General features: G+C 62.6%; 14 protein-coding genes. All 14 read left to right on the plus strand.

From position 1 onward, the window contains the following. The first annotated feature begins 10 nt into the window (after nt 1-10). Genes AO068_RS04425 through AO068_RS04490 form a run of 14 tightly spaced genes read left to right on the plus strand, consistent with a single transcriptional unit; the run spans nt 11 to nt 14,373 of the window. Complete coding sequence (locus AO068_RS04425) at nt 11-1,693, plus strand: acyl-CoA synthetase family protein (protein ID WP_058407759.1); 1,683 nt, start codon at nt 11-13, stop codon at nt 1,691-1,693. Beyond that, the gene (locus AO068_RS04430) at nt 1,686-2,420 is read left to right on the plus strand and encodes a glycosyltransferase family 2 protein (RefSeq protein ID WP_058399822.1); all 735 of its coding nucleotides are present in this window, start codon (nt 1,686-1,688) and stop codon (nt 2,418-2,420) included. The genes AO068_RS04425 and AO068_RS04430 overlap by 8 nt, the downstream gene beginning before the upstream one ends. Next, on the plus strand, nt 2,417-3,364 hold the full coding sequence (locus tag AO068_RS04435; RefSeq protein ID WP_058407751.1) for an LpxL/LpxP family acyltransferase: 948 nt from the start codon (nt 2,417-2,419) through the stop codon (nt 3,362-3,364). The genes AO068_RS04430 and AO068_RS04435 overlap by 4 nt, the downstream gene beginning before the upstream one ends. Beyond that, the gene (locus tag AO068_RS04440; protein ID WP_058407752.1) at nt 3,345-4,892 is read left to right on the plus strand and encodes an HAL/PAL/TAL family ammonia-lyase; all 1,548 of its coding nucleotides are present in this window, start codon (nt 3,345-3,347) and stop codon (nt 4,890-4,892) included. The genes AO068_RS04435 and AO068_RS04440 overlap by 20 nt, the downstream gene beginning before the upstream one ends. Then, nucleotides 4,882-5,307, plus strand: coding sequence for an acyl-CoA thioesterase (locus AO068_RS04445; RefSeq protein WP_002551680.1), 426 nt, complete (start codon nt 4,882-4,884; stop codon nt 5,305-5,307). The genes AO068_RS04440 and AO068_RS04445 overlap by 11 nt, the downstream gene beginning before the upstream one ends. Next, the gene (locus tag AO068_RS04450) at nt 5,304-5,918 is read left to right on the plus strand and encodes an outer membrane lipoprotein carrier protein LolA (protein WP_058407753.1); all 615 of its coding nucleotides are present in this window, start codon (nt 5,304-5,306) and stop codon (nt 5,916-5,918) included. The genes AO068_RS04445 and AO068_RS04450 overlap by 4 nt, the downstream gene beginning before the upstream one ends. Then, nucleotides 5,902-8,265, plus strand: a complete 2,364-nt coding sequence (locus AO068_RS04455) for an MMPL family transporter (protein WP_058407760.1) — start codon at nt 5,902-5,904, stop codon at nt 8,263-8,265. Before AO068_RS04450 ends, AO068_RS04455 begins: the two co-directional genes overlap by 17 nt. A gap of 54 nt (nt 8,266-8,319) precedes the next feature. Further along, nucleotides 8,320-9,567 (plus strand): NAD(P)/FAD-dependent oxidoreductase, encoded by a 1,248-nt coding sequence (locus AO068_RS04460; protein WP_058407754.1) that lies wholly within the window; start codon nt 8,320-8,322, stop codon nt 9,565-9,567. Then, nucleotides 9,564-10,298 carry a class I SAM-dependent methyltransferase gene (locus tag AO068_RS04465; protein ID WP_058407755.1) on the plus strand — a complete coding sequence of 245 codons (735 nt, stop codon included), beginning with the start codon at nt 9,564-9,566 and terminating at the stop codon, nt 10,296-10,298. Before AO068_RS04460 ends, AO068_RS04465 begins: the two co-directional genes overlap by 4 nt. Continuing rightward, nucleotides 10,295-10,777 carry a hypothetical protein gene (locus AO068_RS04470; protein ID WP_002551675.1) on the plus strand — a complete coding sequence of 161 codons (483 nt, stop codon included), beginning with the start codon at nt 10,295-10,297 and terminating at the stop codon, nt 10,775-10,777. The genes AO068_RS04465 and AO068_RS04470 overlap by 4 nt, the downstream gene beginning before the upstream one ends. Continuing rightward, on the plus strand, nt 10,774-11,970 hold the full coding sequence (locus tag AO068_RS04475; protein ID WP_058407756.1) for a beta-ketoacyl-[acyl-carrier-protein] synthase family protein: 1,197 nt from the start codon (nt 10,774-10,776) through the stop codon (nt 11,968-11,970). The genes AO068_RS04470 and AO068_RS04475 overlap by 4 nt, the downstream gene beginning before the upstream one ends. Then, nucleotides 11,967-12,422, plus strand: a complete 456-nt coding sequence (locus AO068_RS04480; RefSeq protein WP_058407757.1) for an ApeP family dehydratase — start codon at nt 11,967-11,969, stop codon at nt 12,420-12,422. The genes AO068_RS04475 and AO068_RS04480 overlap by 4 nt, the downstream gene beginning before the upstream one ends. Next, the gene (gene fabG, locus AO068_RS04485; RefSeq protein ID WP_058399814.1) at nt 12,419-13,147 is read left to right on the plus strand and encodes a 3-oxoacyl-ACP reductase FabG; all 729 of its coding nucleotides are present in this window, start codon (nt 12,419-12,421) and stop codon (nt 13,145-13,147) included. The genes AO068_RS04480 and fabG overlap by 4 nt, the downstream gene beginning before the upstream one ends. Further along, nucleotides 13,147-14,373: a beta-ketoacyl-ACP synthase gene (locus tag AO068_RS04490; RefSeq protein WP_058407758.1), complete on the plus strand. Its 1,227-nt coding sequence runs from the start codon at nt 13,147-13,149 to the stop codon at nt 14,371-14,373. Before fabG ends, AO068_RS04490 begins: the two co-directional genes overlap by 1 nt. Nucleotides 14,374-14,566 lie beyond the last annotated feature (193 nt).

Here is a 14,566-nt window from a genome sequence, read left to right on the forward strand (position 1 = left end):
AATGGATCGCATGAACTGGTTGAACCTTGAACACTTGCTGCTCGACGCCCTGCCCGACCGGCTGCTGACGCTGGCCCCGACCCTGGACCACGCGCAATTTCGTGATCAGGCACTGAGCGTGGCCGCAGGACTGCAAGCCCGCGGTATCAAAAACCTTGCGGTACACCTGGAAGATGCCGCTGACCTGGCCGTCGCCTTGTTCGGCGCCTGGCGCGCCGGTGTGCATGTGTTGCTGCCCGCGGACTTGCAAGGCCAGACCCGCGAGCGCTGGGCCAATCAGGTCGACCTGTGGCTGACCGATCTGGCGCACGACACGCATTTAAGCGATCTGCACGCCGTGCAACTGGCTCCAGCAGCGCTCGACCTTGACCAGTGCCGGTTGAGCCTGTGCACCTCGGGTTCCAGTGGCGAGCCCAAACTGATTGAAAAACGCCTGCGCCAGCTGGCCAACGAAGTCTGCGGGCTGGAACAGTTGTGGGGCGCGCAGCTTGGTTCGGCATGCATGATCGGCAGCGTTGCGACGCAACATATTTATGGGCTGCTGTTCCGTTTGTTATGGCCGCTGTGCGCCGCACGCCCGTTCGTGCGCCGCCAGTTGCCGTTTGCCGAAGACCTGCAACGCGCCAGCCGCGAATACCCGTCCTTTGCCTGGGTCGCCAGCCCGGCACTGCTCAAGCGCATGGGCGACAACCTCGACTGGAGCAGCCTCAGCGCCGTGCGCCGGGTGTTTTCATCCGGCGGCGCATTGCCAGCCGAAGCGGCGCAAAGCCTGCAACAACGTCTTGGCCAGTGGCCGACGGAAATTCTCGGCAGTTCGGAAACCGGTGGCATCGCCTGGCGGCAGGGCGAACAACGCTGGCAAGCCTTCGATGGCGTAGAGCTGAGTCAGGACAACGAGGGTGCGCTGCGCATCAGCTCGCCCTATCTGCCGCCCGGTCATGTCGAGCAGACCGCCGATGCGGCGCTGATCGGTGCAGACGGGCGCTTCGAACTGCTCGGCAGGCTCGACCGCATCGTCAAACTCGAAGAGAAACGCGTGTCCTTGCCGCTGATCGAGCAGGCCCTCGCGGCTCACTCGTGGGTGAGTGAAGCGCGCCTTGGCGTGGTGCAGGCAAACCGTGCCTCGCTGGGCGCGCTGCTGGTGCTGAGCGACGCGGGCTTGCTGGCCCTGCGCAATCAGGGCCGTCGGGCGCTCACCGAAGCCTTGCGACAGTACCTGCAACCGCATTGCGAAACCATCGCTCTGCCGCGTCGCTGGCGTCTGCTGCGGCAGATGCCGCTCAACGCCCAGGGCAAGCTGCCTCAGGCAGAGGTCGAGGCGCTGCTGCTGGCGCCACGCTCGAAACAGCCAGAAGTGCTTGAGCAACAGAACGTCGAAGGCGAGCTGCACCTGCAATTGAGCGTCCCGCCAGATCTGGCATTTTTCAGCGGCCACTTTCCCAAGGCACCGGTCTTGCCCGGCGTGGTTCAGGTCGAATGGGCGATCAGTCTGGGGCAGCGCCTGTTGAATCTGCCACCCGACTTTGCCGGCATGGAAGTGCTCAAGTTTCAGCAACTGGTGCGCCCCGGCGACCGCCTGAAATTGACCCTGCGCTTCGATGCCGCACGCTCAAAGCTGCATTTCGCCTTTCACAACAGCGAAAACGCACCCTGCTCCAGTGGCCGGATTGTGCTGGAGGGCGGCCATGCATAAGCCTTGCGTGATCATTCCGGTGTTCGACCACGAGCTGGCCGTGCCCAACGTGGTCAAGGCCGTCCGCAATGCAGGCTTGCCCTGCATACTGGTGGACGATGCCAGCAGCCCGGCTTGCGCCGCAGTGTTACAGCAACTGGCGCAGGGTGAGGATATCTACCTGTTGTGCCTGCCGGTCAATCAAGGCAAGGGCGGCGCGGTCATGGCCGGGTTTCGCGAAGCGGCACGCCTGGGTTTCAGCCATGCGCTGCAGGTCGATGCCGACGGTCAGCATGACCTGAGCGATATTCCGGTGTTTCTGGAGCAGTCACGCCAGTACCCGCAAGCGTTGATCTGTGGCTATCCGCAGTACGACGAAAGCGTGCCCAAAGGCCGCCTGTACGCCCGTTATCTCACCCACGTCTGGGTATGGATCAACACCCTGTCGCTGCACATTCGCGATTCCATGTGCGGCTTTCGGCTCTACCCGCTGGCCCCGGTTCTGGCGCTGATCGACAGCGTGCAGATCGGCAGGCGCATGGACTTCGACTCGGAAATTCTCGTGCGCCTGTCATGGCGCGGCCAGGCGATGCGCTGGCTGCCGACCCGCGTTCACTATCCGCAGGACGGCCTGTCGCATTTCCGCCTGTTTCACGACAACGCCCTGATCTCGAAAATGCACGCCAAGCTGTTCTTCGGCATGCTGATGCGTCTGCCGGTGATCCTCTGGCGACGGTGGCGCTCATGACCATTGAAAAATCGCCCAAGGAACATTGGGCCAGTCACGAAGAGCGTGGCAGTTTCCTGCTCATGAAGCTTACCGCCTGGGGCATGCGCGTGCTCGGTCGTCGCCTGCTCAGCCCGGTGCTGTATGGCATCGTTCTATATTTCTTCGCCTTCGGCCGCCGTGCCCGACACAGCATCTGGGAATACCAGCAGCGCCTGGCGGACTGGAGCGCCAGACCCGAACTGCGCCCCAGCCAGCGGAGCGTGTTTGGCCAGTTCATGGCCTTCGCCGAGGCACTGCTCGACAAGCTTGACGTGTGGAACGGCAGGCTGGGCATCGAGCAGATCGAGATCATCGACCCTGCCCTGCTGCGTCACAACCTGCGCGGCGAGCGCGGACAAATGCTGGTCGGGGCACATCTGGGCAACCTTGAGGTGTGCCGCGCACTGGCCGAACTCGGCGAAAAAGTCACCATGAACGTGCTGGTGCACACCAAGCACGCCGAACGCTTCAATCGCCTGCTCGGTGAAGCCGGAGCGACTAACCTGCGGCTGATTCAGGTCAGCGAACTGGACCCGGCGATCATGCTGCAACTCAGCCAGCGTCTGGACGAAGGCGAGTGGCTGGCCATCGCCGGTGACCGCGTTGCCCTGCACGGCGGGCGCAATGTGCGGGTCGACTTTCTGGGCCAGCCCGCGACGTTCCCGCAAGGCCCGTGGCTGCTGGCCGGTCTGCTCAAATGCCAGGTCAATCTGTTTTTCTGCCTTAAAGGCCCGAAGGGCTATCGGGTGATTCTCGAACCGTTCGCCGACGCCATCGAATGGCGGCGCAGCGACCGCGCCCAGGTCATCGCCCACTGGGCCACACGTTATGCCGAGCGTCTTGGGCACTACTGCCTGGAAGCCCCGCAGCAGTGGTTCAATTTCTACCCATTCTGGAAGTCCGATGATGATTCAAGCTCCTGACCCGATCATTTTCGGTGAGCGCGCCTTGTGTATCGAAGACGTACTGGCCCTGGCCAATCGTCAGGCGCCGAGTGCGTTGCAAGGCGACGCTGAATTTCGCGCACGCATCGCCAGGGGCGCGCAGTTTCTCGATTCGTTACTGAACAAGGAAGGCGTGATCTACGGCGTCACCACCGGCTACGGCGACTCCTGCGTGGTGGCCGTGCCGCTGGAGCATGTCGAGGCGCTGCCGCAACATTTGTACACGTTTCACGGCTGCGGGCTGGGCAAGCTGCTGGACGCCCAGGCCACCCGGGCAGTGCTGGCGGCGCGTTTGCAGTCACTGTGCCAACGCGTTTCCGGGGTGCGTGTCGAACTGCTTGAGCGTTTGCAGGCGTTTATCGATCACGACGTGCTGCCGCTGATCCCGGAAGAGGGCTCGGTGGGTGCCAGCGGTGATCTGACCCCGCTGTCTTACGTGGCCGCGACCCTGTCCGGCGAGCGCGACGTGATGTTCCGTGGCGAGCGCCGTCCGGCCAGCGATGTGCACCGCGAACTGGGCTGGACGCCGCTGGTGCTGCGCCCCAAGGAAGCGCTGGCGCTGATGAACGGTACCGCGGTCATGACCGGCATCGCGTGCCTGGCGTTCGCCCGCGCCGATTACCTGCTGCAACTGGCGACCCGTATCACCGCCATGAACGTGGTGGCGCTGCAAGGCAACCCGGAGCACTTCGACGAGCGCCTGTTCGCCGCCAAGCCGCATCCGGGTCAGATGCAGGTAGCCGCATGGTTGCGTCAGGACCTGGCCATCGACGCGCCAACCGCACCGCTGCATCGCTTGCAGGACCGCTATTCGCTGCGCTGCGCACCGCATGTGCTGGGCGTGCTGGCCGACAGCCTGAACTGGCTGCGCTCGTTCATCGAGATCGAGCTGAACAGCGCCAACGACAACCCGATCATCGATGCCGAAGCAGAGCGCGTGTTGCACGGCGGGCATTTCTACGGCGGGCACATTGCGTTTGCCATGGACAGCCTGAAAACGCTGGTGGCCAATGTCGCAGACCTGCTCGACCGGCAACTGGCGCTGCTGGTCGACGAACGTTACAACCACGGCTTGCCGAGCAATCTGTCGGGGGCCAGCGCCGAGCGGGCCATGCTCAATCACGGTTTCAAGGCGGTGCAGATAGGCACCAGCGCATGGACCGCCGAAGCATTGAAAAACACAATGCCGGCCAGCGTGTTCTCGCGCTCCACCGAATGCCACAATCAGGACAAGGTGAGCATGGGCACCATCGCTGCGCGTGACGCCATTCGAGTGCTGGAGCTGACCGAGCAGGTTGCCGCCGCCACGCTTATCGCCGCCAACCAGGGTATATGGCTGCGCAGCAAGGCCGCCGATGCGCGCCCGCTGCCACCGGCACTGGCGGCCATGCACCAACAACTGGGCGAGGACTTTGCCCCTGTCATCGAAGACCGGGCGCTGGAGAATGAACTGCGCCTGTGCCTGAAACATATTGCCAACCGCCGCTGGAGGTTGCATGCGCAGTAAGGGTTTTCTGCACGTCGACACCGAAATCGTGGTGCCGTTTTTCGACGTCGACATGATGAACATCGTCTGGCACGGGCATTACGTCAAATACCTGGAAGTCGCCCGCTGCGCATTGCTCGACCACATCGGTCATAACTACATGCAGATGCTCGAATCCGGTTATGGTTGGCCGGTGATCGACCTGCAATTGCGCTATGTGCGCAGCGCGGTGTTCGGCCAGACACTGAACGTACGCGCCAGTCTGGTGGAGTGGGAGAACCGTCTGAAGATCAACTACCTGATCACCGACGCACACACCGGCGAACGCCTGACCCGCGCCAGCACCGTGCAGGTTGCGGTCGACAGCCAGAGCCGGGAAATGCAACTGGCTTCGCCCCAGGTCTTTATCGATGCAGTGAAGAGAGCCTTGCCATGAACCGTCCGTTTCGCGCCTTGCTGCTACTGGGGTTGCTGTGCCTGTCTTCACTGGCGCAGGCTTTCGATCTGCAACAACTGAGTGACCAGCTGGCTAAACCTGCGGTGGTGCAAGGGCGCTTCATTCAGGAAAAACACCTGCGCGCCCTGCCGCAACCGCTGCTCAGCAAGGGCCGCTTCGTGCTCGCCAGGGATTTCGGGCTGCTCTGGCTGCTGGAAACACCGCTGAAACAGGATTACCGCATCAATGCCAGCGGCATTTCCCGCCGCGAAAGCGTGGGCGACGTCAGCACCTGGAAGCCCGTACCGAACAAGAACGCCGGGGCCGAGCAGAACCGCTTGTTCCTTGCTGTACTGCAGGGCGACAGCAGCGGCCTGCAACGGGATTTCGACTTGCAGCTCAAGGGCGACGCAAACGCCTGGCGACTCACGCTCACGCCGCGCTCGGTGCTGCTGCAACAAGTGTTCAAACAGATCAACATCGATGGCGGCGAACTGGTCCAGCGTATCGAGTTGCTGGAAACCCAGGGCGACAGTACCGTCCTGAAAATGATCGACAGCAGCAGTGCCCCCACCCTGACCGATGCGCAGCGCAATGACTTCAAAGACTGAGCGGCTATTGCCGCGACTGTTCCTGCTGATTCTGGCAAGCGTGCTGGCGCTGGCCGGCTGGCAGTGGCACGACCGCTCACCGCTGTCGGCCAACCTCATGGAACTGGTGCCGGGCACTGACAACGACGAACTGGTGGTGAGCGCCGAAAAGCGCATGCAGGAGCCGCTCAATCGCGAAATGCTCGTGCTGGTGGGACACACCGACCGCCAGCAGGCTGTGGAACTGGCTCGCACGCTGGCGGAGCAATGGCAATCGAGCGGCCTGTTCGAGAAGGTTCAGTGGTCGCTGCAAGCTGATCTGCCTGCGTTGCGCACCCAGTTGCTGCAAGGGCGAATCGCGATGTTGCCGGCAGCCGATCGCGCTCTGTTGATCGATGAGCCGAAGACTTTCATCGAGCAGCGCGTACAAACACTCTTCGACCCGTTTGCCGGGTTCAGCCTGGTGCCGGGTCAGGATGACTGGCTGGGGCTGACCGGGCGTATCCAGAACGGCTTGCCGAAACAGGGCTCGGTCGAGGCGGATCTGGCCAGTGGCGCGCTGATTGCCAGCGCCGAGGGCAAAAGCTGGGTACTGCTGCGTTCGCGAACTCGAACCGATGCTTTCGATCTGCACCTGCCCGGTCAGGTCGCGGACCTGCTGGCGCAAGCGCGGGTGCAGGCACAGCAGGCCGGTGGTCAATTGCTCGCCGCCAGCGGCCTGCTGTACGCCGCCGACGGGCAGAAGCAGGCCAGCCGGGAAATCACCTGGGTGGGCGGCGGCGCAACGCTCGGCATCCTGTTGCTGCTGTTGCTCGCATTCCGCCGCTGGAGCGTGCTGCTGGCGTTCGTACCGGTGGTGGTCGGCATGCTCTTCGGCGCAGTGGCTTGCGTGGCGCTGTTTGGCAGCATGCACGTCATGACGCTGGTGCTGGGCTCCAGCCTGATTGGTGTGGCGGTGGATTACCCGCTGCATTATCTGTCCAAGAGCTGGAGCCTGAAACCCTGGCGCAGCTGGCCCGCCTTGCGCCTGACCCTGCCGGGCCTGACGCTGAGCCTGATCACCAGTTGTATCGGCTATCTCGCCCTGGCCTGGACGCCGTTCCCGGCACTGACACAAATTGCCGTGTTCTCCGCCGCTGGCCTGATCGGCGCTTACCTGACCGCGGTGTGTCTGCTGCCTGCACTGCTTGCAAAAGTCGAAATCAGCCCCGCGCAATGGCCGCTGAAACTGGCGCAACTGATGCTCGATTGCCGCGCTGCGCTGTTGCAGCGCATCAGCACGCCGATTCTGCTGGTGCTGCTGTTGGCCTTCTGCGGTGGCGGGCTCTGGCATCTGGCTACCAAGAACGATATTCGCCAATGGGTCTCGGCACCTCAGGCATTGACCGACGAAGCCCAGGCTATCGCGCGGATTACCGGTTATCAGCCCACCAGCCAGTTCTTTCTGGTGCGCGGCAAGGATCAACAGCAGTTGCTGGATCGGCAGTCGGCACTGACTCAGCGGCTCGATCAACTGGTCAGCATGGACAAGCTGCAGGGTTACATGGCGCTCAACCAGTTGCTGGATTCGCCTGCCGAGCAGCAACTGACCCGTGATGCACTGGGCAAATTGCCGCAACACTGGGCGCCACTGGTACAGCTTGGCGTTCCGGCCAACGCACTGAAAACCGAACTCGCGCAATTGCAGGCACTGCCAACGCAAGACATTGATCAGGCGCTTCAAGGCCCGCTCAGCGAACCGTGGCGCACGCTCTGGCTGGGCGCCAGCGAAGATGCCGAAGGCGACGCTCAGGTAGCCAGCATCGTCAGCCTGCGTGGCATGAACAGCATGGCGTTGCTGCGCGTGCAGGCCATCGGCCTGGAGGGCGTGCAACTGGTCGACCGTCTGGGTGAGCTCAACGAGGTGTTCGCCCACACGCAGATCAGCGCAGCGGAATTGAAGCTGGCATCGTGCGTACTGATCGTCCTGCTGCTGATCGCTCCGTTTGGCTTCGGCGGTGCGTTGCGCATTGTCGCCCTGCCCCTGCTGGCGGCCCTGTGCAGCCTCGCCAGCCTGGGCTGGCTCGGTCAGCCGCTGACTCTGTTCAGCCTGTTCGGCCTGCTGCTGGTCACGGCGATCAGCGTCGATTACGCCATTCTGATGCGCGAGCAGATAGGCGGCGCGGCGGTCAGCCTGCTGGGCACGCTGCTGGCAGCGGTCACCACCTGGCTGTCGTTCGGCCTGCTGGCTGTTTCCGGCACCCCGGCGATCAGCAACTTCGGCCTGTCGGTCAGTCTGGGGCTGGCGTTCAGCTTCCTCCTGGCGCCCTGGGCCAGCCCGCGTAAAGGGCTTCATTCGCCAGCCAATGCTGAAGGGCCACACGCATGAGTCTTGCAGCGTTGTCGTCACTCCCAGCCACCGCCCAACCGAAAAGGAATACCTGTGCCCATCACTGATAGGGAAATTCGTCAGGTCGTCATCATCGGTGCCGGCCCGGCCGGTTCAATAGCGGCTGCCCTGCTCAAACGCCAGGGCCATGACGTGCTGATCATCGAGCGCCAGCTGTTCCCGCGCTTCTCCATCGGCGAAAGCCTGCTGTGCCATTGCCTGGACTTCGTCGAAGAAGCCGGGATGCTCGACGCCGTGCAGGCCGCCGGTTTCCAGCTCAAGAACGGTGCTGCCTTTGCGCGCGGCGAGCAGTACAGCGATTTCGATTTTGGCGATACCTTCAGCAACGGCAAGCCGACGACCTTTCAGGTGCAGCGCAGCGAGTTCGACAAACTGCTCGCCGATCAGGCTGCGCTGCAAGGCGTGGACATCCGCTATCAGGAAGAGATCATCAGCGCCGACTTCGATGGCCCGCAGCCGGTTTTGCGTGTGAGGCGTGAGGACGGCAGCGAATACAGCGTGCAGGCCAGCTTCGTACTCGACGCCAGCGGCTATGGCCGCGTACTGCCGCGCCTGCTGGACCTGGAAGCGCCGTCGGGCTTTCCGGTGCGTCAGGCGGTGTTTACCCATATCGAAGACCATATCGAAAGCCCGCCCTTCGACCGTCAGAAGATCCTGGTCAGCATCCATCCGCAGCACAGCGATGTGTGGTTCTGGTCGATCCCGTTCAGCGAAGGTCGCTGTTCGATAGGCGTCGTGGCCTCGGCCGAGCGCTTCAAAGACAAGCCCGAGGATCTGGATGCCTGCCTGCGCGCCTTTATCGATGAAACACCGCAACTGGCCAGCGTGCTGAAAAATGCGGTCTGGGATACACCGGCAAGGACCATCGGCGGTTACTCGGCCAACGTCAAAACCCTTCATGGCAAAGGCTTTGCGCTGTTGGGCAATGCGGCGGAATTCCTCGACCCGGTGTTTTCATCTGGCGTGACCATCGCCATGCGTTCGGCGAGCATGGCCGCTGGCGTGCTGAATCGACAATTGCAGGGTGAGAGCGTGGACTGGGAAAGCGAGTTCGCCGTTCCGCTGAAACGTGGCGTCGACACCTTTCGCGCCTATGTCGAGGGCTGGTACGACGGTACGTTCCAGAGCGTGATTTTCTACCCCGGCAGCGCTCCGGACATCCGCCGCATGATCAGCTCGATTCTGGCCGGTTATGCCTGGGATGAGCGCAACCCGTTTGTCAGCGAGCCTAAACGCCGCTTGCGCACGCTCTCGGAAATCTGCGCGGACGGTGACTCATGAATCGACCGTTCCTGAGTGACAGCTATGTTGAGGAAACCCGCTTCGGCCTGTGGTTTCTGCGCAGCAACATCTGGCAGTACCGCGTGCTGCGCGTGGCGATAGACGACTTGCGCAGCCTGTTCGATAGCGCGCTTCCGGCCGCACCGGTTTTACTCGACGCCGGTTGCGGGCAGGGCAAGTCGTTTCAGCACCTGAGCAGGGTTTTTCAGCCTTCAAGGCTGATTGGTGTCGATGCCGACCTGCACAGCCTGGAGATGAGCCGTCAGGAGGCGCGCGCCAAAGGCATAGAGGTCGAGCTGATCGGCAGTGACTGCGCGGCGCTGCAAGTGCCGGACGCCAGCGTCGATCTGCTGTTCTGTCACCAGACCTTTCATCATCTGGTCGAGCAAGAGCAGGCGCTGGCCGAGTTTTATCGTGTACTCAAGCCAGGCGGTTACCTGCTGTTCGCCGAGTCCACCGAGGCGTACATCGACACCTGGGTAATTCGCTGGCTGTTCCGTCACCCCATGCACGTTCAGAAAAGCGCGGCGCAGTATCTGCAGATGATCCGCGACCAGGGTTTCGAGTTCGATGCACAGCATGTTTCGTACCCTTACCTGTGGTGGAGCCGCGCCAGGGACTTCGGCCTGCTCGAAGTCTTGAAACTGCAAAAGCCCAGGCCGTTCGGGCAACGTGAGGAAACGCTGGTCAATGTCGTGGCCCGCAAACCGCTACAAGGTGGCGCATCATGATCCGGGTATTATTTCTGGCCTTTCTGCTGCTGGGCGGCTGTGCTGCACAGGCACCGCTGCCGACTACCGCACCGACGATGCAATTGCCGATGCAGCTGCACATCGAACGCCGACAGGCTGATCAGCGGCAAGACTGGATGCTGGTCATCCAGCGCGAAAACGCCGGGTTGCGCTGGTCGATGATGGACCCGCTGGGTATCCCCCAGGCTCGCCAGTTGCTGATCAACGGACAATGGCAAGCCGACGGTCTGCTGCCCCCCAACCCCGAAGCACGCGAGCTGTTTGCGGCAATAATGTTCGCCATGACCTCGGATCTGGAAATGCATGGCCGCTACCCCACGGCATACCGCCAGGGTATGCAGCGGCGTCTGGATGATCGCTGGCTGGTCGAATATCAGTCAGCCAACGCCTACACCATCCGTCTCAAGGACGGGTTGAGCTACAGGGTTACACCGCTGAACGACGAGAGCATGCCATGACTGCCTATCTCAATGCGCTGGGCCTGATCTGCTCGCTGGGCGACAGCCGTGAAGAGGTGTCGCGCAGACTGTTCGCAGGCGACAGCTCGGGCATGGTGTTCGAAAGCGGCTGGGTGCCGGAACGCGCGTTGCCGGTCGGCGCGGTCAAATCCGCATTGCCGCCCATTCCGCCCGCCATGCAATCGCAGCGTAGCCGCAACAACCAGTTGCTGCTGGCCGCGGCCTTGCAGATCGAAGATGACATTCGTCAGGCTATCGCGCGCTACGGAGCCGGGCGGATTGGCGTGATCGTCGGCACCAGCACCTCGGGTATCGATGAAGCAAGCGAGAGCATGGCAAGCTGGCTGCGTGATAAGACCTTCCCCGACGATTACGATTATCGCCAACAGGAACTGGGCGCACCGGCGAACTTCCTGGCCAGCTGGCTGCAATTGAGCGGCCCGGCCTATGTGATTTCCACAGCCTGCACGTCCAGCGCGCGGGCGCTGCTCAGCGCACGCCGGGCGCTGGACATGGGCCTGTGCGATGCGGTGCTGTGCGGCGGAGTCGACAGCCTGTGCAGGTTGACCCTCAATGGGTTCTCGGCGCTTGAAGCCATGTCGCCACAACTGTGCAATCCGTTTTCCACGCACCGCAACGGGATAAACATCGGCGAGGCGGCAGCGCTGTTTCTGATGACCCGCGAAGCTGCCAACAGCCACTCGATTGCCCTGCTGGGCGCGGGTGCCAGTTGCGACGCCCACCACATCTCGGCCCCCGAACCTACCGGGCGGGGTGCGCGGGATGCCATGCTGCAAGCGTTGGGCAATGCCCGACTCGATGCCGCACAGATCGGCTATCTGAACCTGCATGGCACCGCTACGCCGCATAACGATGCGATGGAAAGCCTGGCCGTGCAGGCGGTATTCCCGAACGGTGTGCCCTGCTCGTCGACAAAGCCGCTCAGCGGCCACACGCTGGGCGCGGCGGGTGCGCTGGAAGTCGCGTTTTGCTGGTTGAGCCTGGCACCGGACAACAGCGAACAGGCACTGCCCCCGCACTTGTGGGATGGCGAAGCTGACCCGCTATTGCCTGCACTGCAATGGACACTGCCAGGTTCGCGCCTGGCACCTGCAAATGCTCGTTACATGATGAGCAACTCGTTTGCCTTCGGTGGCAACAACATCAGCCTGATTATCGGAGATGCCCCATGACCGAGTGGCCGCTCGCCGAACTCATCCCCCATGCTGGCGACATGATTCTCATCGATCAGGTGCTGAGTTTTGACCAAGAGCAGATTAAAACCCGCCTGACCGTGCGCGCCGATGGTCTGTTCAACCAGCCGGACGGCAGCCTGCCCGCCTGGCTTGGCGTAGAGCTGATGGCCCAGAGCGTCGCGGCCTATGCCGGTTGCCAGGCGCGCACCAAGGGTGAAGCGGTCAAGCTGGGGTTTCTGCTCGGCAGCCGCAAGTTCGAATGCAACGTAACGCGCTTCCCGCTGGGCAGCGAGCTGCATATCCATGCCGTGCGCTCCTTGCAGGACGACAGCGGCATGGGCGTGTTCGAATGCACCCTGACCGGACCGGATATCAAGGCTTTTGCCCGACTCAATGTATATTGCCCGCCCAACACTGCTGACTATCTGGCTGAAGGAGCCCCGGCATGACTGAATCGATACTGGTCACCGGCTCCAGCCGTGGCATCGGCCGCGCCATCGCCCTGCGTCTGGCCCAGGCCGGATACGACCTGATCCTGCATTGCCGCACAGGTCGCAGCGAGGCCGAAGCCGTACAGGCCGAAATCGTTGCGCTGGGCCGTCAGGCGCGCGTGCTGCAATTCGATGTCTCGGACCGGGCCGCCTGCAAGGCGATTCTGGAAGCTGATGTGGAGACCCACGGCGCTTATTACGGCGTGGTGCTCAACGCCGGGCTGACCCGCGACGGCGCTTTTCCGGCACTCAGCGATGATGACTGGGATCAGGTGCTGCGTACCAACCTGGACGGTTTCTATAACGTGCTGCACCCGCTGACCATGCCGATGATTCGCCGTCGCGCGGCGGGCCGTATTGTCTGCATCACCTCGGTTTCCGGGCTGATCGGCAATCGCGGCCAGGTCAATTACAGCGCATCCAAGGCAGGGCTTATCGGTGCCGCCAAGGCGCTGGCCATCGAACTGGGCAAACGCAAGATCACCGTCAACTGCGTCGCGCCGGGGCTGATCGACACCGCAATGCTGGACGAGAACGTGCCAGTCGACGAACTGATGAAGATGATCCCGGCGCAACGCATGGGCACGCCCGAGGAAGTGGCGGGTGCCGTGAATTTCCTGATGTCGGCCGAAGCAAGCTACATCACCCGTCAGGTGCTGGCCGTCAACGGAGGGCTGTGTTGATGAAGCGTGTGGTCGTCACCGGGATGTCCGGCATTACCTCGGTGGGCAGCGACTGGCCGACAATCGATGCGAGCTTCACCGCCAATCGCAGCGGCATCCGCAGAATGGACGAGTGGAACCGTTTCGCCGAACTGAATACCCGACTGGCTGGCCCCATCGACGATTTCGCGGTGCCCGCACACTGGACACGCAAGCAACTGCGCAGCATGGGCCGCGTGTCGCGACTGGCGGTGGCTGCTGCGGAGCAAGCGCTGATCGACGCCGGGCTGCTGAATGATCCGCTCATTCGCGACGGCCGCATGGGCACGGCCTGCGGCTCGTCCACCGGCAGCACCGACGAGATCAAGGCTTTCGGCAACATGTTGATCAACTCGGTGGCTGTGGGCCTGAACGCCAACTCCTACGTGCGGATGATGCCGCACACCACCGCTGCCAACATCAGCATTTTCTTCGGCCTGACCGGACGCCTGATTCCGACCTCCAGCGCCTGTACCAGTGGCAGCCAGGGCATCGGCTATGCCTACGAGGCGATCAAGTTCGGCCGTCTGCCGCTGATGCTGGCCGGCGGGGCCGAAGAGCTGTGCCCGACCGAGGCCATGGTGTTCGACGCGCTGTACGCCACCAGCCTCAAGAATGACGCGCCACACAGCACACCACGCCCCTACGACAGCGGGCGAGACGGCCTGGTGATCGGTGAAGGCGGCGGCATGCTGGTGCTCGAAGAACTTGAGCACGCTCAGGCACGTGGCGCGCACATCTATGCCGAAATTGTCGGCTTCGGCAGCAATGCCGACGGCGCCCACAGCACTCGTCCCGAGCAGGCCACCATGCGTCGCGCCATGGAACTGGCCCTGGAAGATGCCAACCTGCCTCCCGAAGCCATCGGCTACGTCAATGGCCATGGCACCGCCACCGAACAGGGCGACATCGCCGAAACCCTGGCCACCAGCAGCCTGTTCGGCTCACGCATGCCACTGAGCTCGCAGAAAAGCTTCCTCGGCCACACGCTGGGAGCCTGCGGCGCGCTGGAGTCATGGTTCAGCATCGAAATGCTCAACAGCGACCGCTACATTCATACGCTGAACCTGGTCGACATCGATACCCAGTGCGGCGAACTGGACTACATCGTCGGCGAACCCCGGCGGATGAGTAACGAATATGTGATGAACAACAACTTTGCCTTTGGCGGGGTGAATACGTCATTGATATTCAAGCGTTGGGGGTGAGACCACGCACGTCTCAACTCTCGTACGTCGCTCCGCGTCGCATGACGTTCTGGACGCTCTGCGTCCGGTCTTGAATGATTTGTGACGCAGAGCGTCACGCCAGGCATTCCCACGCGGTGAACTGCCCCCAAGAAGTTGGACACCAATCCGACCTCATGGGGGTGTTCAAATGGGTAAGTATTCAGAGCAGTTC

Source organism: Pseudomonas sp. ICMP 3272 (genome assembly GCF_001466905.1).
GTDB classification, from domain to species: domain Bacteria; phylum Pseudomonadota; class Gammaproteobacteria; order Pseudomonadales; family Pseudomonadaceae; genus Aquipseudomonas; species Aquipseudomonas amygdali.